Source organism: Pseudomonas sp. SDO52101_S400, from assembly GCF_054071635.1.
In genome coordinates this window covers 72,127-95,252 of record NZ_JBSVWF010000010.1, presented here as the reverse complement: position 1 = coordinate 95,252, position 23,126 = coordinate 72,127, and the positions used below count along the sequence as shown (strand labels likewise).

The following is a 23,126-nucleotide window of genomic DNA, read 5'->3' as shown; positions in this document are numbered from 1 at the left end:
CTCACCTGCATCATCCTTCAGAAAAGCGAGTAGCTAATGTTGACAGCCCCCGTATTCAAACCATGGCGTCCACTTTGGGATACTCAATTTCCAGAGATGATGCAAAAGGTTGATGAGCTCGCAGCCATGCGCCAGGCAGGACGACAATTACCTCCCTCCCTGGCGGATATGGAGGCATTTGTAAACTCCCCAGACGCACTTGAGGGAGCTGTTGGGCAGACGCTCACTCCGGAATTCTTGAAAAACAACCTGGAGCCAATTCTGAACGCCAGCGTATGGCCACGCTGGATTCTTCTGGAACATTTGCTTGAGTACGCTGCAAGTACCGGCGACCTTCATTTGAGTGCTATGGCTTTGCGTACACAGATCGAAGAACTGGATGTTCTGCACGTCGCCGCGACCGTTCTATCGACGCCGAAGGAGAATTGGAACAGTGACGCCATCGAAGAGGCAATCTGTACATTGCAAAGACGGGTTTTGCCTCGCACAGCAACCAAGGATTCCGAACAACTGCAAGAAAAATCGTCGGACAAGGATCTGGCGGATTTACGCCCGGAACCTCTCAAACAAGCCTTCGAGCAGCTCAGCGAGTACGTGCATCCAAATTACGGCAGCCATGTTCTGTCTGTCCGCCCACAGAGCCTGGAAGCTGCTCAAGTCCTGGCCGAGGCGTTCATCGCTGTTTACGATGATTTTTTTACATTGCCTTGGGCCCATGAAAGTGGGGAGGAGGCTACACAAGATCCGTATTTTACGTTGGCGGACAAGACGGTCCCTGGGTTGAATGACAAAAAAATACTTGAGGAGGGCTGGGAAGAAGCACTTGAAAAGGCAGCAGATACATTTCGTCACCTGGGTAAATGCGAAAGTAACTGGAATATCAAAGCACCTTGGCCAACGGACGTGGAAGCGATCCACGTACTGAGCACCGCTTCGATTGCTCCACAGCATTGGCCACAAGCTTTCCGTACATTATCGGGAGTAAACAGATATTCCCATCTTGTAATGCAAGAGCATCAACTGACCGAACTGGTAGCCTCACTGAATGTTGACGTTGAGAATAGCCAAAGCAAAACAAGCCTACCCGTATTGGTTTCGGGGCTTTGCTTCAGCATCAATTTGATTGAGTACAAGGTGACTGTAATGTCACGCCATGCTGCTCATTTGATCAACACGCAGAATGTGTTGGGGGCCGCACTCGTGGTGCGCTCGATACTTGAGCACCATGCGCTGGCGGTCGAGCTCAGCAAAAAGTTGCGAGTCATGTGGAATGATGTTCAGAAGCAAGCGCCCAATGACGGAAAGATCGCGACTGCAATCACTAGTGCTGTGAAACAGCTGTCTCGTGTATTGGCGGGGACTTCAGAATCTGGAGGTATACCTTCCGGATGGCGGACCTTATGGAAGGACACTGTCAAAAAACACTACAACGTGATGCTTCCGATTGAGGCGCTGGAGTCAAGACACCCTGGTACTTTGCAGGTATACGGGCTCTTGTCCCATATCATGCACGGAACAGTAGCTACAGGCGGCGACTTGCTGGGGGCCGGAGGCGAAGGATGGAAAAACAGCCACAAAAAGTTAGAGGCGCAATTGACAATCATGCTTTCTGACTACTGCGGTTTCGATGCAATGATGGAGCGGCAGGTAGAGGTGATAATCATTGGGCCACTTCTCCAGACCTTACAGATCAAGGAACAAAACCTCGGTGAAAGCATTAAATCAATGCGAATCACGGATGGACAAAAGCTGAAAAACGGGCGAGATATCTTCGGCGACGGGACTGAAGAAAGCCCTTACTTCTTCCGCGAAGGGCTCGACTATTATCACGCCTATCACTGTTATCTGAAGCAGGAAGGTATCAAAGTGTTGAAACGCACCCCTACGATACTTGCTTCTGGAATGGCCGATCGAGTTGAGATAGCAGGGGGTAAAACGCTGCATTTTTTGGCCCCGCGATTTTCGGAGTAACTGTCTGTTGTTATCCACTTCTGAACAGATTCAGTTTCCCGTGGCAGATGCATCGGTCTGATTCTGACTCGGAAAAGCAGATTCCCACCCGCGCGAAGATTTCACCGAGTGGGTCTCGATTTCAGAACGCCGCTTTTACCTGTAGGCCCACCACCAACGCATTGTCGATGTCCTGCCCGGAAAACGCGCCCGGCTCGATGATGTACTGCAGGTTCGGGCGCAGGGTCAGCCATGGCGTGGCCTGGTAGCCGTAACCGAGTTCGATCAACTGTTCAGCGCCGTCCAGATTGGACAGCGGCGTGCCGTTGGCCAGCGCGGCGTCTTGTTGTACGTCGCGGCTGCGCGGGTTTTGCACGGCCCGGCCGTAACCCAGGGCGACGGTGTCACGCGGGCGGCCTTCGAACGGTTTGTACAGGACTACGCCGGTGCCGTACCACTTGCTGAACGGTGACGCCGCTTCGCTGGCTGCCGAGTATTGACCGAAGGCGTGCAGGCTGCGGCCCTCGGACGTTGGCGAACTCCACACCGCCTGATCGATCAGCAGGTAATGGCCGCCTCGACCTGACACTTCCTTGTCGCTGCCGATGCGTTTCACGTCGGAGCTGTCGTAGTAGTAGCCGAGTTTGTATTCGCCGGGCAGGGTGCCTGCATGTTTGTAGACCAGTTCGACAGGCACCACGGTGCCGGTGGTGTGTTTCGGGCCCAGGTGCCAGGCGCGGCTGGAGTTGCCGTTGCTTTCGGGATCGACGTTGAACGCGGCGACGCGCAATTGCCATTCTGGCGACAGGTCGTATTTCACCCGCACACCCAAGTGCGCGTTGGGGTAGTTGGTCCAGCCGCTGCCGCCGGACATGTTCAGCGGATGCCCGCAGAAACCGGCGTTCATGAAGTTGCACAGAATGCCGCTGTCGAGGCCGCCGAGGTCGTTGCCCATGGCCATGTAGCCGAGTTTGACGTTCAGCGCCGGAGTGAAGAGGGTGCGCTCGTAGCTCAATTCGGTGAGGCGGGTGTAGAGGCCGCCGTAGTTTTCCTGGATCGGCAGACGGTTGCCGACCAGATCTTCCGAGGCGCTGTTGCCGCGACGGTCGTTGATCGTCAGCTGGACCTTGCCGGCGTTGTCCACGCCATAGATCTTGCTCAGGTCGAACTGCGCGCCGAGCTTGATGTTCTGCGAGTAACGGGCGGATCGGTGCAGGCCGCCGTCGGCGTTGTAGGCGGTTTCGCCGGTGTAGTCACCGGTGAACTTGATGCCGTCTTCGTCGAGCTGGTGGCGCAGACCGCCCCAGTCGCCGGTCAGGGTGTTCCGGGTGAATACATTCGAATCGGTGTCGGCGAAAGCGGGCAGGGCGGTGCTGCAGGCAAGAGCGAGCAGTACGCCAGTGTGGGTAAAGCGAACAACGAATGACATTGCTGAAATCCAGAGCCAAGAACATGAAACGACGCGACACCCGAAGGTGTCGCGCACAAGTATTGTGAAGGAGGGCGCAGCGGTTTACGGCAGGGCGTAAGCCATTACGTAGTCGCCACGATCGGTCGACTGACGGGCACCGCCGGCGGTGATGACGACGTATTGCTTGCCGGTTTTCGGCGACACATACGTCATCGGGCCGCCCTGGCTGCCCACCGGCAGACGGGCTTTCCAGATTTCTTCACCGTTGCCGCTGTTGTAGGCGCGCAGGTAGAAGTCCTGAGTGCCGGCGATGAAGATCAAACCACCTTGAGTCGACAGCGTGCCGCCGAGGGTTGGCAGGCCGATCTTGATCGGCAGGTGCATGCGAATGCCCAGGGGACCTGTGTCTTCAACGGTGCCGACCGGCACCTGCCAGGCGACTTTCTGGGTCTTCATGTCGATGGCGGTCAGCGTGCCGAACGGCGGCGCCTGGCACGGAATGCCGGCCACCGACAGGAAGCGGTTCTTGTTCACCGCGTAAGGCGTACCTTTCAGCGGAACAGCGCCCATGCCGGTGTTCAGCGCTTCGCCGCCGGAGGTTGCCTGGCCTTTGTTCTGCGACGGAATCATCTGAATCCACAGGCCCAGACGCATGTCGTTGACGAAGATGAAACCGTGCACCGGGTCAGTGGAGATGCTGCCCCAGTTCATGCCGCCGAGCGAACCCGGGAAGCTCAGGGATTTGTCAGTGCCCGGCGCGGTGTACAGGCCGTCGTAACGCATCGACTTGAAATCGATCCGGCACAGCAACTGGTCGTACGGCGTGGCGCCCCACATGTCCGACTCGGTCAGGTGCTGGGCACCGATCTGCGGCATGCCCACGGATTTCGGCTGGGTAGGCGAGTAGGGTTCGTTCGGAATGTTCGACGCCTTGACCGGGACTTCTTTAACGTCGGTCAACGGTTTGCCGGTGGCGCGGTCGAGCACGTAGATCTGCCCGGCCTTGGTGCCGATCACCAGCGCCGGCACGGTTTTGCCGTCCTTGGTGAAGTCGATCAGGCTTGGCTGCATCGGCAGGTCGAAATCCCAGAGGTCGTTGTGCACCGTCTGGTAGACCCACTTTTCTTCGCCACTGTTGGCGTCCAGCGCCAGGATCGACGCGCCGTAGGTGTGATCGAGTTTGCTGCGTTCAACACCGTAGATGTCGGTGGACGAACTGCCCATCGGCAGGAAAACGGTGTTGGTCGCCGGGTCGTAAGACATCGGCGCCCAGCTGTTCGGCGTGCTGCGAACATAGGTCTTGCCATCGGCCGGAGCCTTTTTATCCTGCGGGTTGCCCGGGTCGAACGCCCAGCGCATGGCACCGGTCATCACGTCGAAACCACGGATCACGCCGCCAGGCATGTCGGTCTGCACGTTATCCGCCACGCGACCGCCAACGACCACGGTGGTGCCGGCCATCAGCGGCGCGGAGGACAGTTGATAGTAGCTGTCCGGCACATCACCCAGACCTGCCTTCAGATCAACCTGGCCGTTGTTGCCGAAACCCTGGCAGAACTCGCCGGTGTCGGCATCGACCGCGATCAGGCGGGCGTCGATGGTGTTGGTCAGCAAGCGGCGCGTGCAGTTGGCGGCGGGTGCTGGTTGAGTTTCTGCAACCGGCGAACTAGCCGGTTTGGCGACTGCCGCCGCAGCGTCGAAGTAGGCCATGCCACGGCAACGCTGCCAGACTTTGGACTTGGCGTTGATCGCGTTTTTCCAGAGTTCTTTACCGGTGTCGGCATCCAGCGCAATCAGGTTGTTGTGCGGGGTGCAGATGAACACCTTGTTGCCGATCTGCAGCGGGGTGAGCTGATCTTCAGCGCCATTGCCGTCGCTCTCGGCGACATCGCCGGTGTGGTAGGTCCACGCGACTTTCAATTTGTCGACGTTGGTGCGGTTGATCTGATCCAGCGCGGCGAAACGGCTACCGCCTTCGGTATTACCGTAGTGCGCCCAGTCTTTCTGCGCTTTTTCCGGTTCCACCGGCGTGAGGCCCGGGCCGGTGCCGGTTGGAGCGACCGTCGGGTGCGCAACGAACATGTTGCCGGCAGCTACGGCCAGGCCAACCGCCAGAACAGCAGCAACGCCGTACGCACCACGCCCCGGAACGCCGCCATCGGCGCGCTTGAGCATTGGGTAAACCAGCGCAACTGCCAGGCCGACGGCGCTGAACATGAACAGACGCGAGAACACAGGCCAGAACACCAGGCCTGCGTCAATCACGGCCCAGATGGCGGTTCCCAGCAGAAACGCGGCGAACAACCAGGCACCGGCAGACTTGCGACGGGCGATCAGCAGACCGGACAGGGCCATGACCAGACCACCGACCAGGAAGTACCAGGAGCCTCCCAGGCTGACCAATTTCACGCCGCCAAAAGCAAGCGCCAAGCCGAGCAGGGCGATGATCACGCCCAGCCCGACCAGAATGAATGTTGATATGCCCGAGAGGCGTTGACTCTGCTTCACGTTGAATGTCCCGTTGAAATGAGGAGGGCATTATATAGTTAGGTAACTACCTAGTTAAATCACTAATTCAGAATGAATGCGGTTTTGGCGCTCAATGGTGCGACGGATCGACGCTGGCCTTTTCCTCGCGGATCCTCAGGGACTATTGGAACGGTGGAAAAGTCTTTTATTTGCCAGCAGATATGGAATTTATGACAGGTTGATCACGGCTTGGTGGTTCCCGCCGAACAGGATCGGCGGGAACAGTGTTTGCTGTGGGCGTGATGAGGACTTAATCAGCCATCACCTCATCCAGTGCCTGCTCGAGGGTGCTGACCGTACGCTCGATGTTGTGAAGCTTTTCGAGTCCGAACAGACCGATACGGAAGGTCTGGAAGTCGGCCGGTTCGTCGCATTGCAACGGCACCCCGGCGGCGATCTGCAGGCCGTGGTTGGCAAATTTCTTACCGTTTTTGATATCAGCGTCATCGGTGTAGCTCACCACGACGCCTGGGGCCTGAAAGCCGGCTGCGGCCACGCTTTTGAAGCCTTTGCCGGTCAACATTGCTCGCACCCGATCACCCAGAACCTGCTGTTCGCCGCGGACCTTTTCGAAACCGTAGGCTTGCGTCTCTTTCATTACGTCGTTGAACCGTGCGAGGGAATCACTGGGCATGGTGGCGTGGTAGGCATGTCCGCCCTGTTCGTAGGCCTGCATGATCTGCAGCCACTTTTTCAGGTCGCAGGCGAAGCTGCTGCTTTGCGTTTGCTCGATGCGCTCGAGGGCCAAGGCACTGAACATCACCAGGGCACAGCAAGGCGAGGCGCTCCAGCCTTTCTGCGGTGCGCTGATCAGCAAGTCGACTGCGCATTTGTGCATATCAACCCAAAGTGTGCCGGAAGCAATGCAGTCCAGCACGAACAGGCCACCCACCGCATGCACGGCGTCGCCGACGGCCCGCAGGTACTCGTCAGGCAGGATAATCCCTGATGAGGTTTCAACGTGGGGGGCGAAGACAATCTGCGGCCTCGAAGCCGCAATGGCTGCCAGCACTTCGTCCAGAGGGGGTGGGGCGTAGGCTGCCTGGCGACCCGTTTCGACCGGTCGGGCTTTCAGCACCGTAGTGGCCGCCGGGATGTTGCCCGTCTCAAGGATCTGGCTCCAGCGATAACTGAACCAGCCGTTGCGTATCACCAGACATTGCTGGCCGGTGGCGAATTGTCTCGCAACCGCTTCCATGCCGAATGTGCCGCTGCCCGGAACCACCGCAACAGCGTCGGCGTTGTAGACCTGTTTCAGGGTCTTGGAAATGTTCTTCATCACCGCCTGAAATGACTGCGACATGTGGTTGAGCGAGCGGTCGGTGTAGACCACGGAGTACTCGACAAGTCCTTCAGGGTCGATTCCGGGATATAGCTTTGACATGGGGTGACTCCTTATGTGATTCCCTGGCAGTCAAAAGGTCTGGCGAACATCATCGGGAAGCAAGTCTAGGCAAAGGGCAGGGATGAGCTGATTGAATTGCAGAAATGAGGATAGAGTGCTCATCAATGCCCCAATCGTTGTGTGAAAAATGAATCGTCCGCTGTTTATCTCTCTGGATGGGCCAAAAGGAACCGGCAAAACCACATTGTTGGAAACGGTTACGGCAGTACTGAGGGCCGACAACAAGAAAGTCATCCGGCTTTGCGAGAGAAAAAGCGATCCTTACCGGGGAGACACCATGACCCTCGTCAACGAACTGGCCAGAAATCACTCCCGGGACCTGGAGTGGGCTGTGTGTCAGCGCTTTGCTGATAGCCGGAGCTGGATTTCCCGTCACGTGCTGACTAAACAGCCGTTGGGCAGCATTATTTTGATCGATCGCTGGTATCCGTCTGACGCCGCGTTTCGCCATACCGTCCCGTTTGCAGAGATTCTCCAGTTGAATCTCGATCGAAACGTGCGGGTGCCAGACCTGCATGTCGGAGTCGTCACCGCGCCGGATATTTCATGGGCCAGGGCAACGGCACGATCCAGAGGACTGGGCGGTACGGTGATCCAGAAGCACGCAGAGCATGTGGCGTGTACGGAGATGTTCGAGCAAGCGGCTGCCGATCATGGCTGGGTGTTGTGCCGTAATGAAGGAACGATCGAGGATGCGACGATGCAGGTGGTTTCCGAGATCCATAAATTGTTTAGCTGATCAAGAAAGGCGCCGGTAGACGAGTAGCCAGCTTGAGCGTCGCACGTGGACGATCAACGATGGCAAGTGCCTCCACAGGCACCGCGCACCGTTGATTGAGTACATCCAATGCGCGCGAGGTCTGCAATAATGACCACCATTGCGGCGCGAGGGCATGTCGAGTGCTCGTGTCGGTATCCGGCATTTTGATTTGGAGGATTCCATGCGTGACATCATTGATGGCTTTCTGCGTTTTCAGCGCGAGGTCTATCCGCAGCGTGTCGAGCTTTTCAAGCAGCTCGCCACAGAGCAAAACCCCAAGGCGTTGTTCGTCACCTGCTCGGACAGTCGTGTAGTACCTGAACTCCTCACACAGCGTGAACCGGGCGAGCTGTTCGTGATCCGCAACGCCGGCAACATCGTGCCGTCCTACGGTCCCGAACCAGGTGGTGTCTCGGCCACCGTCGAATATGCGGTTGCCGTGCTCGGCGTAAAGGACATCGTGATCTGCGGCCACTCGGACTGCGGAGCCATGGGCGCGATTTCACGCTGCACGTGCCTGGATCATCTACCGGCCGTTGCCAACTGGCTTCGCCACTCGGACGCCGCGAAAGCGATCAATGCGGCACACGAGTTCGATACGCCGCGTGACAAACTCGATGGCCTTGTTCGTGAAAACGTGATTGCGCAACTGGCGAACCTGCGGACTCATCCATCGGTGGCGCTCGCGCTCGAGCAGGGGCGCTTGAATCTGCATGGTTGGGTCTATGACATCGAGGCGGGTTGCATCGACGCACTGGATGGCGCGACTCGACGCTTCGTCAAACTTTCTGAATCACCGACCACCGTTGCCGTTGCCGCGCGCAACGTTGATCAGGTGTAACGGCGGTCGACGAGGCAGGACGGAGATATCTTCGTCCTGGCCAACCAGTCACAGGCCCGAAGCAAGGGAACCACCGAATGCAGCGCTTTTGATAGCTGGCCCGATCAGACCGTCGGGGTGGGCGAGGTTCGAGAAGGATGAGTGACAGCCACAAGCAGGATTCGTAAAGTTTCGTCCTGACACATCATTTAACATAATATACATTACACGTAACAAAGTATTACGGAGTCAGCCTGGTTACGCACACCATTTAAATCTCCAGCATCGCTCTCAAAGGATCTGATCCTCGATGCATGCTGATACCTCATTTGAAAAGCGCCGTGCTCAACCCTCGTCACGCGTCAGCTTTTCAATCAGCGCTCGATGTTGTGGATATTCCGCCGAGAGTTTCTGCCGATTCCCCATTTCCATATCAGCGAAATCAAATCCTGGTGAAACCGCTTCGCTGATCAAGCCAAACCCTTTCGAACCATTCAGCAGCCTGGATGCTTTCCAGATTCCGCCCGGTACGTGCAGTTGCAGTTGCTGTCCAGCCAGAACGTCGCTACCCATCACCAGAGTCTGCAACGAGCCGTCAGCGTGAATCAGGCTGTACTCGATGGCGTCGCCCAGATGGAAATAATGCAGGATGTCTGACTGGTTGAAATGAAACTGGCCGACCGGTGATTGCTCGGTCAGCAAGTAATAAATCGACGTCATCAGGTAACGTGGGCCGCCCTCGGTTTCGAGCATGTCTCGATGGTCTGCCTGAAATGTCCTGCGGAAATAGCCGCCCTCAATATGAGATTCAAGTTTCAGGGCTGCGATGACGTCTTTTGCGCTCGCCTGGTGTTTCGACATTGCCTTCTCCAATGACTTCACAGTAGATTTTTGCATAGCTCAACTAAAGGCTCATTTAGTGTAGTTAACCTAAAATGTCGACACATTCGAAGATGTTAGCCTCATTTTTCGCTCTCTTCGTTAACGTGTTTTTACCAAACTGCAATATGCGAATCCGCCCTGGGCTCAGTCCCGCCACAAAGCACACCACTGACCGGATCACGAAGAATAATCTGTCCCCGGCCGTAATCCGTCAGGTCACAGGCGATCTGTACTTCATGTCCCCGCCGCGCCAAGGCATTGGCCAAATCCCTCGAAGCCCCCTGCTCGATCCCCACTTTCATCCCTCCCAGCCACTGCCAGCGCGGAGCGTCAAGCGCCGATTGCGGGTTGAGACCGAAGTCCACCAGGTTCATGACCATCTGCACATGTCCCTGAGGCTGCATATAGCCCCCCATCACACCGAACGGCCCAAGCGCCTGGCCATCCCTGGTCAGGAAACCGGGAATAATCGTATGGAACGTCTTCTTGCCCGGAGCCAGGCAGTTGGCGTGTTCCGGATCAAGACTGAATTCCTGCCCCCTGTTCTGCAACGCGATGCCGCTGTCAGGCAGCACCACGCCCGAACCAAAGCCGTGGTAATTGCTCTGGATGAACGAAACCATATTGCCTTGCCCATCGGCCGTCGCCAGATACACGGTACCGCTGGCGTGAGGATCACCAGGCTTGGGTGGCTGAGCGTGCTCACCGATTTGCCCACGGCGCCGAGCGCTGTAGTCATCACTCAACAGATCGGCCACCGCCACACGCATGTGCAGTGGATCGGTGATGTAGTGCAAGCCATCACTGTAGGCCAGCTTCATGGCCTCCAATTGACGATGCCAAGTCTGCTGGCTGTCACGATGATCAAAGTCAAAACCCTCGAGAATTTTCAGCGCCATCAACGCGACCAGACCCTGTCCACTCGGCGGAATTTCCCAGACATCCACACCGCGATAATTGACATGGATCGGTTCCACCCACTGCGCACGGTAATGCGCCAGATCCGTAGCGCGCAGATACCCGCCCGTAGCCCGCGAATGCGCATCCAGGCGCTGAGCCAAAGCGCCGCGATACAAACTCTCGCAGCGGCTTTCAGCCAGCTCTTCGAGCGTCCGAGCTTGAGCTGGATTACGAAAGATCTCCCCTGCCCTCGGTGCGCGGCCGTCAATCAGGAAAGTGTCGAACCAGGCGTCCAGCACCTCGTTGCGATGAGGACTGAACTCGCCCAGAGCAACCTGCCATTGATGGGCAACCACTGGCGACAGCGCAAAACCATCCCGCGCAAGGCTGATGGCCGGTTGCAGCAAATCAGCGAACGGCAGTACTCCAAAACGTTGAGAAAGCTCGGCCCAGGCCGATGGGCAGCCGGGCACCGTCACCGGCGTCCAGCCATACAGCGGCATTTGTTCGTGGCCGGACGCCTTGACTGCTTCGATGCTCAAGTCAGCAGGCGCATGACCGTTGGCATTGAGGCCATGCAACTTGTCCTTGAACCAGACCAGGGCAAAAGCATCGCCGCCAAGACCACAACCGGTAGGCTCGACAACGGTCAACGCAGCCGCCGTGGCGATGGCGGCGTCGATCGCATTGCCACCCTTTTGCATCATCTCGATACCGGCCTGAGCGGCCAGAGGCTGGGACGCCGCCACCATGCCGCGACGGGCAAAAACACTTTGACGCTGCGACGGATAGGGATACTCATGAGCAGAAAATTTCAGCATGGCAAAGGCTCTTCAAAACAGGAATTCATTGACCGGACTTGATCCGGTTCCACGCAGGTCTCAAAGCACACGGCTGAGAAAGGCTTGGGTACGCGGATGAGTGGGGTGACTGAAAATCTGTTCGGGCGGTCCCTGCTCGATCAGTTCACCCTGATCGAGCACCACTACGCGGTCCGCTACCTCACGGGCAAACCCCATTTCATGGGTGACCACCACCATCGTCATCCCCTCCTCCGCCAGCTCCTTCATCACCTGCAGAACCTCACCGACGGTTTCCGGATCAAGGGCGCTGGTGGGCTCGTCGAACAGCATCGCCTGAGGCTTCATGGCCAGGGCCCGGGCAATCGCTACCCTCTGTTGTTGACCACCGGAAAGCATCGAGGGGTAATGACTGGCCTTCTCCGCCAGCCCGACACGTTTGAGCAGTGCCCGCGCTTGTTCCTCCGCAGCCTTGCGCGGCACACCCAACACCTGAATCGGTGCTTCGATGATGTTTTCCAGCGCGGTCATGTGCGGGAACAGATTGAAACGCTGGAACACCATGCCGATGTCCCGCCGCTGACGGGCGATGTTGCGTTCCGAATCCCGCACCAGGCTGCCATCGGCCTTCGTGCGATAGCCCATGGACTGGCCATTGACCCGGATCTGCCCGGATTGAATGTCTTCCAGCAAATTGATGCAGCGGATAAACGTGGTTTTGCCAGACCCCGAGGCGCCAATCAGCACCACCACTTCACCGCGCCGGACTTGCAGGGAAATCCCTTTGAGAATTTCGAGGTTGCCGAACGACTTGTGAATGTTCAGCGCTTCGATGATCAGCTCGTCACTTTGGTGCGCCATGATTAACGTCCCCTCAGCAGTTTCAGCGTGCTGCGACCGAACATCCGACTGGAAGCCGGCGGCGGCGACGACGGTCGATCCGACTGACCGAAACGTGTCTCCAGCCAGCGCTGGAAGAACCCCCACAGCGTCGTGAGCAACAGGAAATAGATCGCCACCACGAGATACAACTCGAACACCCGAAAGGTCGCCGAAGTCACCATCTGCGTGCTGAGCAGCAGCTCTTGCACACCGATCACACTGACCAGCGTGGTGTTTTTAAGCATCACGTTGAACTCGTTGCCCAGCGGCGGAACGATGACCCGAAACGCCTGCGGCAGAACGATGCGGCGCATCAGTTTGGCGAAGGTCATGCCCAGGGAGCGCCCGGCCTCGTACTGACCTTTGTCCACGGCGCCGATACCGGCGCGAATAATCTCGGCCATGTATGCGCCTTCATTAAGGCCCAGGGCGATGATCGCGGCCTGGATGTTGCCGGGGATCACCAGGCCGAACAGTTCAATGTCTTCGAAGCGGAAAATCCCGCCCGCCGCCAACGCCGTGTAGAGGAAGACGATCTGCACCAGCAATGGCGTCCCACGCATCAGCCACACATAAAAACGCACCGGCAGATGCAGCAATGGGTTCTTCGATAACCGCAGCAGCGCCGCCGCCAATCCCAAAACACAACCCAGCAACATGGCCAGCACACTGATCAGGCAAGTCAACCAGAGCCCGGTGAGGTAGACCCCGCTGGGCTGCAACAGGTACTGCCAGAACACATCCCAATTGAAATTCATCAACGGTTACCTCAATCGAGCGTGTCGCTGGAGACGTGCCATTTACTCAGGAGCTGGCTGTAGCTGCCATCGCTGCGCATGTCGGTGATCACCTGCTGCACGGCGGCACTCAGTTGCGGATCGTCCTTGCGAATGCCCAGACCGGTGAGGATCCGGCTGAAGGCTGGAACGCCTTCCTCGAACAGGTCCGGAGCCATGGCGGCGTAATACCCGGCGGTTTCCACCGTGGTGCCGTAAGCGTCGACCTGACTGATACGCAGGGCCTGGAATGCATCGGTGTCGGTGTTGTAGACCACCAGTTTCATCGGCGGCTTGCCGGCCTTGGCCAGGTTTTCATTCTCGGTATCGAGCAAGGTCTTGATGGTCGAGCCGTTGAGCACCGCAATCTTGTGTCCGCTCAGATCAGCCAGGGTCTTGAGCCCTTTCGGGTTGCCCTTGGGCACCACCACCGCCTGGCTGGAATACATGTAGTTGACGATGTCGATCACCTCGCGGCGCTCGGGCTTGTCGAACAACTGGTCGACGATCATGTCGCACTGTTTGGCCAGCAACGCCGGCAGCAGTCCGGAAAACGGGATCACCCGCCACTCGACCTTTTTGTCCCCCAGACGCTTGGCAACTTCCAGCCCCAGGTCGACGGTCAGGCCTTTGGGCTTTTGCGCTTCATCGAAGGAAACAAGGGGCGGCGAATCCATGCCCGAGCAATAGGTGAGTTTGTCGACCTTGAGCAAGCGCTCCGGCACAGCAGGTGCGGCGACCGCACACTGCGTACAGAGCCCCAGGGATATTGCAGCCAACAACAGGCGAGACGTATGCATGACCAGACACTCCAGTTCGGTTAGTAACGGGGCAGTACTCAAAGTCAAAACATCGGCGGGTTCGGTGCCCGCTCTGTGGTTATCTTTCCGATTGCAGAAACTTGATCAGCTCGGGGACCGTACCTTCGATGTGCTCGCGCACCACCGCTTCTGCCTTCGCGGCATCACCGGCGCGAATCGCGTCGAGGATCACCACGTGTTCCTCGCGTGCACTCAGCGGCTTCTCTCCGTGTTGTAGCCAAAGACGCATGGGGGCTTCGATCAGCGAGTAAAGCGCGCTGATCTGTTTCACCAGACGAGGTCGTCCGCTGAGGCTGCACAGGTATTCATGGAACTTGCGGTGACGACTGACCCAGGCCGCACTCTCGTCGCGGTAGTCATCCATTTCATCGAGCAGGCGTTCCAGCGCCAGCAACTGACGCTCATCGATCTTCGGCACGGCGACTCGAATCGCCAGCCCCTCCAGGGCGCTGCGCATCTCGAAGACTTCGTGCATTTCCTCGATATCCAGACCGCTGACAATCGCACCGCGATTGGGCCTGAGCGTCACAAGGCCCTGAGCATCGAGACGGCGAAAGGCTTCGCGCACGGGCATCCGGCTCATGCCGATTTCACTGGCAATGTCCTCGGCGATCAGCCGGTCACCTTTGCGATAACGACCGCCGCAGATGCCTTCCAGAAGAAAGTTGTAGGCCTCCTCCTCGGCAGTCATCGGTTGGCGCTGGTCGTAAGCGGGAGCGAATTGCATGGCGGCACCTTTTGTCTTTTTGTATCCAATTATTCACGGATACATAAAAGCAGAATGCATGCCAAAACCCGCAGCAATGCGCCAAGCGTTTGATTTGAGTGAATTAAGGAGAAAATGCGCCGTGCGCAGCCATCAGGTTTGCCCGCACGAAGATCGGGATCTGCTACCTAATGGCCCATTGCGAGACCGGAAAAGGTGCAGAACGGTAGCCGAGTAACACCCCTTGAAAACGCTTCAGTCAGAACCCACTCGCCTGCCAACGCAGCAGGCGAGTGGAATAAGACATTGCGCAGTCTCAATCAGCGCTTCACACCAAAACAATGCGAAAGCTCAGGGAAACTGCCCTCACGAACATCCGATGCGTACTGCCCCACGGCATCGCGGATCACCGCATGCACATCGGCATAACGTTTCGCGAAGCGCGGTACGAACTCACCACCCAGCCCGAGAATGTCTTCGATCACCAGCACCTGGCCATCGCACGCAGGCGAGGCGCCGATTCCGATGGTGGGCACGCGCAGGACCTCGGTCAACTGGCGGGCCAGCGGCTCTGCCACCCCTTCCAGCACGATGCAAAAAGCACCGGCTGCTTCCATCGCCAGGGCGGCCTCGCGGATAGCGTCCGCCGATTGTTCGTCCATGCCCTGGGCCTTGAAACCACCCATGGTATTGACGAACTGGGGCATCAACCCGATATGCGCCATCACTGGAATGCCCCGCTCCACCAGAAACTGCACGGTGGGCGCCATGACCGCACTGCCTTCCACCTTTACCGCTGCGACATTCGCCTCTTGCATCAGCCGCGCGGCACTGCGAAAAGCCTGAGCCGGCGACTCCTGGTAGGAGGCAAAGGGCAGATCAGCCACCACACACGCTCGCTGAGTGGCACGCACCACCGCACGACTGTGCTGAATCGTCTGGTCCAGTGTGAAATCCAGCGTGTTGGGCTGCCCGTAGGCAACCATCGCAGTCGAATCCCCCATCAGGATGACGTCGACAAACTCGTCAACGATCTCGGCGAGCGATCGATTGTGTGCGGTCAACGATACGATCCTGCGTTTGCCCTTGCAGGCCCTGATATCCGGTACGGTTAGACGGCGGGTTTCACTGACTGCGGTACTCATGAAGTTAGCTCCTCGCAAAAATAGCGTTGAAGGAAGGACCTCTTAAATCGACGCAAACGCCAATTCGGCTTTGGGCGATATGCCCGTCATCTGGTCAAGGAATTCGACTATCAGATCAAGTGTGTGACCTGTCTGATCAAGATGCGGCGAGTGTCCGCAATCGATCAGGCAGTACTGGGTGACTACGGCTGGAATCTGGCGTTGAATCGCGCTCAACTGCGCCAGCGTTCCGTACTCGTCCCGATCGCCCTGCAACACCAAGGCAGGGCTGCGGATATCGGCCAGGCACTGCTCAATATTCCAGTCAAGAAAATCATCGGACCGCCAGACACTGCTCCACCCCTCGAAGACGGCTTTGGGGTCGGGGTGAAACAGCGCGAGTTGGCGTTCCAGCGTTCCGGCCAGGAACGAATTCCGCGCGGCGTCGATACCGCTCAAGGTGATGTCCTCGACGAAAACATGTGGCGCAAACAGCACCAGCCCGGCCACGGGGAATTGGCTCGCGTGGAGCAGCGCGATGGACGCGCCGTCGCTGTGCCCTACCAGCACTGGATTTCGAAGCTGCAGTTTTTCCAGCAGCTCAGGCAATACCTGCCGCCCCTCCACGTGCATATAGTCAGAACGACGTGGCAGCTGCGCCCGGGACGAGTGACCGTAACCATAGCGGCTATAAGCGAGCACCCGGCGTCCGGTCATGGCTGCCAGTCGATACGGGAAACGCCGCCACATCGCAACGCAACCGAGCCCCTCATGCAGCAGCACCAGCGGTGGAAGATCTGACTCGCCGTCGATCAGCAAGTAATCAATGTCTCCGCCCTTCAGCGAAATCGTCGCCATCATTCACCCCTTACCGCAATCGACAGACCGGGTTCCGGGCCAAGCCCCAAGACCGCGCGGCTGCTGAAAATCACCAATATCGTCACCAGCCCGCCGAACAGGCCAATGGTTGAAGACATGTCCCAGACGGACAAAAGCAGCCCCACACCGACCACGGGCACAATCAATCCAAGGTAAGCCGCGACGAAAAAGCCCGAACTGACTTCCGCGATACGATCGGCAGGCGACAGCATCGTCACCAGTCCCAGTCCTCCGCGCAGCACCATGCCCGCCCCCATCCCCCCCAGCACCGCGCCCCCCAGAAACAGGGACAAGGATGCAAAATGAAAGGCCAGCCAGACACAGGCCAATGCCACGGGCAGTAGCCAGACACCTGCGGGAACCACTCGACGGGGCGCCAATCGCAGCACCAGCAACTGGCCGACGGCAGCGCTGCCAAACGTCAGAAAGACAATACCTCCGCTCAACAACAGGCCAGTGTGGTGCAGCCCTACAGCGAGGAAACGACCTGCCAGTGCGGCGAACAGGCCAAGGAAACTGAAGCCACACAGCACCGACAACGCTACGGCCATAAAGGCCTGCCGCATCTCGCTCGGTATCCTCAAACGCTGCAAACGCAGCGCCGGGCGAGGACCTCCGTGGATTACGGTTTCGGGTAGCCATGGCAACAGCAAACCTGGCAACAGCATGAACAGCAGCACGATATAACTGGCGTGAAGTGGCTGCGCGGCACCCTCTGCCACCCAGCCAGACAGTAACGCCCCGAGCCCCAGGCCACTCATGTTGCTCAAGCTGGAGATCAGCGCCGCGAATGACCGATTGCTCAGCAACTCGGCCAGATAGGCCGTCGTGGCACCCACCATCAACCCGACTGCCATCCCGGACAGTATTCGCCCGACGAACAGGCCGGCCAACGTGGGCCAGAGCAGGAAACTCAACAGACTGGCGAAAGTCAGCCCGATCCCGAGTCCGAGCACGGCCCGTCGGCCCAGCAAATCAGACAATCGACCAAACACCATCAGTTTGAACAGGATCGCCAGTGCGTAGGACGCGAATACCAACGTCACCATAAACGGCGACAAGTCCAATTGCGCGGCATAGAGCGGATACAACGGCGTCGGCAACGTGCCCACCATCATCACCACCAGCAACAGATAAGTGCTGAGCCAGGCGGCGCGTGTGTATCGGGCCGAAATTCGCATGGGCCGCTACCAGTCAATCTGTCGCGTATCGAACAGATTGACCCCCAGTTGCGCTTTGCCCAGATATTCCAGACAGTCCATCGGTTTGGCTGGCATCACACTGCAAAAGAACGATTCACGCAGCAGTCGCTCCAGTGGTCGGCTGCGGTTCAACGTGCTTGCACCACAAATCTTCACCGCCGCCATGGCCATCTTCGGCGCAAGCTCACCGATGAAGTACTTGGCGGCATGCACAGCGGCATTGGCCTCTATCGTTCCGCGCCGTTGCTCGATAAGTGTGCCGGCGTGATTGAGCAGCGCTCGTCCCGCTTGTAACTCAGCCGAGAGCCTGCCTATTTCCTGTTGGACTGCGCTGGATTCCTTTTGAGAAGGCGTGGCGCGCACGGCTTCGGTGATGTGTTGCAGCAGCGCCGTCGCAATCCCGAGATATACACCGGTGTAGCCGGAAATCATCCAGTGCGGCTCACGAACCAGCTTGAATAACGACATCCCTTCAACTGCCAGAAACAAACGCTGGCGAGTCAAAAGCACATTTTCGAACGTCATGCTGGCGGTCTGGGTGCCGTTCATTGCAAACCCGTCCCAGATCTGCCCGCATTGCACGCCTTCGTCATTGCGACCGACCACGAAGTGGCTGATCTCACTGTCACTGTCATTACCTTCGGGCCTTGCCGTGACGACGATGTAATCGGCAGCGCCGGCCAACGACACGAAAGACTTGCTGCCATTGAGCAGGAAGCCACCCTCATGCGGTCGGTAATGTGTCTGGATGCCGCGCAACCGCGCACCACTGCCCTGCTCCGACGTCGCCGATGCGAACATCTTGTTGTGCGCGATCACCTCATCAAATACCCAGGCACGAAAGGCATCCGCCGCCGCTGACAACGACTTCCCCGCCGACTCACACAACGAGCCAAGCGCCACGTTGTGCATGTTGAATCCCAGTGCAGTGGCCGCGTCATACTGGGCCAGTCGTGCCAGAACCTGGCTGTATTGCAGATAACTCAGACCTGCGCCTCCCGCCTCGCGAGGGATCAACAAGCCCAACAGACCCGATTCCTTGATCAGTCGATAGCTCTCGCGACTATCCGATTGTTGGTTATCCACCAACGGGGCCAAGTCGACCAGCTGTGTACCGATGCGGTCCACCAACGAGAGAATTTCATCGATTTGATGTGGCAAAGCCATGTGCGTTGACCTTATAAATTATTCAAAAAACGCTGACGCTCAGTTCTCGACGGGCAACCCTGCCTGACGTGCCACGCTGATACGCAGCAGGTCGTTCACGCCGGCATAGGTCATTGACGCCAAGGGGCTGATGAGATCTATCGCCCGACCGGAATCGGCGATGTAAGAACGCACACCACCCAACTGGGCGGCCACCTGCGACAGCCGCGTAAAGTCTTCGGAAACCGAAATCTTTACCATCGCGGCCTCACCACTCAATTGACGGATCGTCACCCCGGCATCGATTCGCCGTGCGATGCCGTAGAGCAGTTTGCGCGATCGGTACAGGTACAGACTCATGTCAGCCACATGCCCCGCCACCAGGTGACTGGAACTCATGGATCTGCCGAAGTGAGTTCGCTCCCGGCTCCATTCCACCGTCTGATCCAGCATCCTGCGCATGGGGCCCAGCGCATACCCCATCAGCAGCGCCCGCTCCCAGGTCGTGGTCGCGGTCATGACAGAGAAACCCGCGCCCTCGCCGCCCAACAGGCTGTGCTCTTGCAGCCGCACCCCGTCAAAGCTCAACACCCCCATCGGAACGCCGGGCAACGCGGTCTTGTCCAGCGGTTCGCTGCGCACGACGCCCGCATCCGACAGATCAACCAGCGCAACAGACAAGTCGAAAGGTGATCGGCCCTTGCCGGTGCGCACGAACACCAACGCGTGATCGGCTACCGGGGCGGCAGTAATGAAGCGCTTCTCGCCCGTCAAACGGAAACTTCCGTCCGCCTGACGTTCAGCCACGGTTTCCATCGACTTCGGATCACTGCCGCCCTGCACTTCAGTCAGTGCATGACACAACAGCGTCTCTCCGGTTTCCAGGCCTGCCAGTTGTCTGCGCTGCTCGGCATTCAACCAGGGCTGCATGGGCAATTGCATACCGAACAGTTGTGAAGCCAGCGCATAGCAAAGGGCAGGACTCAGACCACTCATGCCCAGTCCTTCCACCATCGCCAGTTTGTTTGTCACGGTGCCATTGGAGGTGTGCAGCAGCCCTGTCGCCGCAGCCAGCTGCCATTGCTCGCGGAAGGTCTTTCCCTCCAGTTCGGGCAGCAAAGCCTGCCCCTGAAGGCAACTTTCCTGCACCGTCTGTTCAACTAACTTGTCTTCGTCTGCGAACAACATCACTCGCCCTCTCTGTTATCGGTACAGGTTCAAGCGAGTTCGACCAGGTTGGCCTCAATGACCGCCCATAGTGCGGCCGGCGTGCGAAATGAAGCCGCAATAACTTTGTCTTCGGGGAACGCTATCCCGAACTTTTTCTCAACGTCGGCAACGATGGATATGATCGTCAGAGAGTCCAGCCAGCCTTCTTCCAATAGCGCCGTATCCGGTACAACAACAAGGTCAGCACCTTGATATTGAGTCAGCAGATTCGAATGAATCAGTGTGCACAGCGTTTCAATGTTCTTCATTACTTGTCTCTTCCATGTTTACACTCAACATGCTCAAGGCACGTCGATCTATTTTGCCGTTGGCAGTCGTCGGCAACTTTCGCGCCATAGAAACACCATCCGGTTGCATCCTCTTTGGCAATGCTGCGCTCAAGCCGCGAACAATCTCATCACGACCTGTCGTTGCACTCACCACATATACCCAGATCTCGCACTCCGGCTCTGTGCCATGGCGAGCGACAACGGCGGCGGTTTCAACACCAGGCAATGCCAATACCGCACTTTCTATGTCCAGCAGATCAATGCGATGGCCTCGACGTTTCACCTGATGGTCACGTCGACCCTGCAGATGAAAGCGACCATCCGCCGCCTGATAACCGATATCCCCCGTCCCATAGGCCAGCCTTTCCAAGCCATCGCGGAAGTACACCGCACGGCGGGCATCGCGACAGATGCCATCAACCAGATAACCGGCAAATACAGTCGGCCCCGAGACGAAAATTTCACCCTCCGACGCCGCGCATCCATCGTCACCAATGATGTCGACTTCCACGCCGTCAATCGCCCAACCGATCGATGGCAACGCCGTCTCGATATTCGCCAGACTCACCTGTTCCGCGGTGCACACATTGGTTTCCGTTGGCCCATACAGGTTGTAGAACGGCAAATCGGGGAATGCCGTCAGATAGCGCTTGAGCAGTTGTGGCGGGAACGGTTCGCCGGCGTACATCGCAGCGCGCAGTGCAGACGGCCTTGCTTGCTCGATCCCGCCCTGCTGAAGCAGCATCTGATACAAGGTGGGTACTGCGTAGAACACTGAGATACACTGCTCGCCCAGCCAGCGCGTCACATCGCGAGGAAAGGCCTTGAGATAGTCTGGCAACAGACAAAGGCAGGCGCCGGCCAGTGCGGTAGAGAACAGATCGAAAGTCGTCAGATCGAAGGTGAGCGCCGCTTGTGATCCGACACGATCTTCACAGTCCAGAGCAACTTCGCGTGCCGCCCAGGCCGCAAAATGCAGGACGTTGGCGTGGGACAGGCATACACCTTTGGGGGTGCCGGTGCTGCCAGAGGTAAACAGAACATAGCCACCCTCGCATCCGGCATGTCGACGGGATTGTCCTCGCAAGGGGAACAGCCGAAGGTCGCCTACTGCGCGAGCGTCGCCAGACTGGCCATGAATGGAAACCAGCCTGTTTGCGGCTGTCAGGCTTGCTGAACTAGCCAATAAAAAATCGAGATCGGCGTTGGCCAACATCTGTGCGCCCCGTTCAGCGGGGTCTTTTACATCCATCGGAGCAACTAATGCCCCCAACCTCAATGCGGCATAAATGGCGACAACAGCGGCTGCGCTCTTCGCAATATAGATGCCTACCCGATCACCGGCGTGCACGCCTTCTGCGCGCATTAACTCGCATAACTTATTAACCGCTTCGTTCAATTGTTGATAGCTGAATGATGCATCTTCCGCTTGTAACGCGGGCCGCTGTGGATAGCGCTGTGCAGCTTCAACCAGCGCCTGATCAAGCCGAATACAATCACTGAACAAGGTTGGCCTCTACTTCTGGTTTAATGTTCCCCGTCTTTGTATCCGGACGTTTTTTCGGGGGGCGATAGTAGAAGCATTTCTCCAACCGGAGTGAGTGAACAATTTTTATAAACTCTATGCGGAAATGGAATACAAGATGGACCTGAAGAACTTGCGCTACTTCGTGGAAGTGACCGAGCATGGAAGCTTTTCGAAGGCATCCCACACTATTCACGTCACCCAGTCGGCACTTAGCAAAGCCGTTCAATTACTCGAAGAAGAACTGGGTACAACGCTATTGGTTCGCAGCCGTCCAGGCGTACCGTCACGCCTGACCCCGTCGGGTGAAGTGGTCTTCCGTCACGCCAAGGGATTGCTGAGCCGCAGCAAGCAAATGCTGACTGACGTAAACCTGCTCAATAGCCTCGTTTCCGGTGTCCTTCAGTTGGGATTGCCGCCGTTAGGCAGTACCGATCATATAGCGGTCGTGTTGACCGAGTTTCGGCGACGCTTTCCCCAAGTGGAGCTTCAATTGCGTGAGCAAGGAGGCCTGGCCCTGGAAGAGGCCGTTCGCAAGGGCGAGATAGAACTGGCTATCAGTCTGCGACCCGACGGAGATGACCTGGCCTGGTTGCCGATTTGTGAGGAACCACTGGTTGTCGTCCTGCCGCCTCGCCACCCGCTCGCCAACCGCCATCGACTGACGTTGCCGGATCTGGCGCATCACCCATGGGTGCAACTGCAGGGCGCCTCGATCCTCAATCACCGCATCAAACTCTGCTGCCCAGCCGTGGATGTCAGTCGCCTGCAGGCTGCCAGGAGCGACAATCTGGCCTTCTGCCTGTCATTGGTGGCCGCGAACGCAGGCCTGTTGGTATTGCCCCGACTATTGGCCCAACACCATATTCCGCCCGGTGTGGAAATCGTCCCGCTCGAATGCGCCGAACTGCAATGGCAACTCGTCGTCATCTGGCGCAAGACCGCGCAACTGTCGGTCGCGGCACAGCAATGGCTCGAACTCCTGGCAACCGACGCTGGCCAATAATCCGGCATTTCTTCGCCGCCGTTCCCTGCGCCAATAAACAAAGGTCTGAACAGAAATGCCCCTGCGCTTTTGCTGAACAGGTGTTGGCCGATACGCGGCGGGG

The 23,126-nt window shown here is 57.9% G+C and carries 20 protein-coding genes; 4 read left to right on the top strand and 16 right to left on the bottom strand.

The genetic code is table 11. From position 1 onward, the window contains the following. Positions 1–36 precede the first annotated feature (36 nt). Complete coding sequence (locus tag ACW9HX_RS07520) at positions 37–1,971, top strand: hypothetical protein (protein WP_457380103.1); 1,935 nt, start codon at positions 37–39, stop codon at positions 1,969–1,971. Positions 1,972–2,092: 121 nt separating this feature from the next. Here the strand turns inward: ACW9HX_RS07520 and ACW9HX_RS07515 are convergent, their stop codons facing one another. The 3 genes from ACW9HX_RS07515 to ACW9HX_RS07505 form a co-directional block, all read right to left on the bottom strand. Next, positions 2,093–3,379: a carbohydrate porin gene (locus tag ACW9HX_RS07515; RefSeq protein ID WP_457380102.1), complete on the bottom strand. Its 1,287-nt coding sequence runs from the start codon at positions 3,377–3,379 to the stop codon at positions 2,093–2,095. Between the two features lie 84 nt (positions 3,380–3,463). Next, positions 3,464–5,869, bottom strand: coding sequence for a glucose/quinate/shikimate family membrane-bound PQQ-dependent dehydrogenase (locus ACW9HX_RS07510; protein WP_457380101.1), 2,406 nt, complete (start codon positions 5,867–5,869; stop codon positions 3,464–3,466). A 271-nt stretch (positions 5,870–6,140) separates the two neighbouring features. Further along, positions 6,141–7,274: an aminotransferase class V-fold PLP-dependent enzyme gene (locus tag ACW9HX_RS07505; RefSeq protein WP_457380100.1), complete on the bottom strand. Its 1,134-nt coding sequence runs from the start codon at positions 7,272–7,274 to the stop codon at positions 6,141–6,143. 148 nt (positions 7,275–7,422) lie between these two features. Here ACW9HX_RS07505 and ACW9HX_RS07500 point away from each other — a divergent pair, with 148 nt between their 5' ends. Both ACW9HX_RS07500 and ACW9HX_RS07495 read left to right on the top strand, forming a co-directional pair. Continuing rightward, on the top strand, positions 7,423–8,034 hold the full coding sequence (locus ACW9HX_RS07500; protein ID WP_457380099.1) for a dTMP kinase: 612 nt from the start codon (positions 7,423–7,425) through the stop codon (positions 8,032–8,034). A gap of 202 nt (positions 8,035–8,236) precedes the next feature. Further along, complete coding sequence (locus ACW9HX_RS07495; RefSeq protein ID WP_265814443.1) at positions 8,237–8,896, top strand: carbonic anhydrase; 660 nt, start codon at positions 8,237–8,239, stop codon at positions 8,894–8,896. A gap of 324 nt (positions 8,897–9,220) precedes the next feature. On the opposite strand, the gene ACW9HX_RS07490 is transcribed toward ACW9HX_RS07495, so the two are convergent. From ACW9HX_RS07490 to ACW9HX_RS07430, 13 genes are all read right to left on the bottom strand, one after another. Continuing rightward, positions 9,221–9,736 carry a cupin domain-containing protein gene (locus tag ACW9HX_RS07490; protein WP_457380098.1) on the bottom strand — a complete coding sequence of 172 codons (516 nt, stop codon included), beginning with the start codon at positions 9,734–9,736 and terminating at the stop codon, positions 9,221–9,223. 131 nt (positions 9,737–9,867) lie between these two features. After that, positions 9,868–11,478 (bottom strand): gamma-glutamyltransferase family protein, encoded by a 1,611-nt coding sequence (locus ACW9HX_RS07485; RefSeq protein WP_457380097.1) that lies wholly within the window; start codon positions 11,476–11,478, stop codon positions 9,868–9,870. A gap of 60 nt (positions 11,479–11,538) precedes the next feature. Beyond that, complete coding sequence (locus ACW9HX_RS07480) at positions 11,539–12,318, bottom strand: amino acid ABC transporter ATP-binding protein (RefSeq protein ID WP_457380096.1); 780 nt, start codon at positions 12,316–12,318, stop codon at positions 11,539–11,541. Between the two features lie 2 nt (positions 12,319–12,320). After that, on the bottom strand, positions 12,321–13,097 hold the full coding sequence (locus ACW9HX_RS07475) for an amino acid ABC transporter permease (protein WP_457380095.1): 777 nt from the start codon (positions 13,095–13,097) through the stop codon (positions 12,321–12,323). Positions 13,098–13,108: 11 nt separating this feature from the next. Continuing rightward, on the bottom strand, positions 13,109–13,915 hold the full coding sequence (locus tag ACW9HX_RS07470; protein ID WP_457380094.1) for an ABC transporter substrate-binding protein: 807 nt from the start codon (positions 13,913–13,915) through the stop codon (positions 13,109–13,111). Positions 13,916–13,994: 79 nt separating this feature from the next. After that, positions 13,995–14,663, bottom strand: a complete 669-nt coding sequence (locus ACW9HX_RS07465; protein WP_457380093.1) for a GntR family transcriptional regulator — start codon at positions 14,661–14,663, stop codon at positions 13,995–13,997. Positions 14,664–14,962: 299 nt separating this feature from the next. Then, a complete protein-coding gene (gene panB / locus ACW9HX_RS07460) occupies positions 14,963–15,787 on the bottom strand; it encodes a 3-methyl-2-oxobutanoate hydroxymethyltransferase (RefSeq protein WP_457380092.1) in 825 nt (274 codons plus the stop codon). Positions 15,788–15,829: 42 nt separating this feature from the next. After that, positions 15,830–16,624 carry an alpha/beta fold hydrolase gene (locus ACW9HX_RS07455; protein WP_457380091.1) on the bottom strand — a complete coding sequence of 265 codons (795 nt, stop codon included), beginning with the start codon at positions 16,622–16,624 and terminating at the stop codon, positions 15,830–15,832. After that, positions 16,624–17,826 carry an MFS transporter gene (locus ACW9HX_RS07450; RefSeq protein WP_457380090.1) on the bottom strand — a complete coding sequence of 401 codons (1,203 nt, stop codon included), beginning with the start codon at positions 17,824–17,826 and terminating at the stop codon, positions 16,624–16,626. Before ACW9HX_RS07450 ends, ACW9HX_RS07455 begins: the two co-directional genes overlap by 1 nt. Before the next feature lie 6 nt (positions 17,827–17,832). Next, positions 17,833–19,014 carry an acyl-CoA dehydrogenase family protein gene (locus tag ACW9HX_RS07445; RefSeq protein ID WP_457380089.1) on the bottom strand — a complete coding sequence of 394 codons (1,182 nt, stop codon included), beginning with the start codon at positions 19,012–19,014 and terminating at the stop codon, positions 17,833–17,835. Positions 19,015–19,053: 39 nt separating this feature from the next. Beyond that, a complete protein-coding gene (locus tag ACW9HX_RS07440) occupies positions 19,054–20,181 on the bottom strand; it encodes an acyl-CoA dehydrogenase family protein (RefSeq protein WP_457380088.1) in 1,128 nt (375 codons plus the stop codon). Positions 20,182–20,210: 29 nt separating this feature from the next. Then, the gene (locus tag ACW9HX_RS07435) at positions 20,211–20,471 is read right to left on the bottom strand and encodes an acyl carrier protein (protein ID WP_457380087.1); all 261 of its coding nucleotides are present in this window, start codon (positions 20,469–20,471) and stop codon (positions 20,211–20,213) included. Beyond that, positions 20,458–21,999, bottom strand: a complete 1,542-nt coding sequence (locus ACW9HX_RS07430) for an AMP-binding protein (RefSeq protein ID WP_457380086.1) — start codon at positions 21,997–21,999, stop codon at positions 20,458–20,460. Before ACW9HX_RS07430 ends, ACW9HX_RS07435 begins: the two co-directional genes overlap by 14 nt. 136 nt (positions 22,000–22,135) lie before the next feature. Between ACW9HX_RS07430 and ACW9HX_RS07425 the strand changes: the two genes are divergently transcribed. Further along, positions 22,136–23,023, top strand: a complete 888-nt coding sequence (locus tag ACW9HX_RS07425) for a LysR family transcriptional regulator (RefSeq protein ID WP_457380085.1) — start codon at positions 22,136–22,138, stop codon at positions 23,021–23,023. Positions 23,024–23,126: the final 103 nt, after the last annotated feature.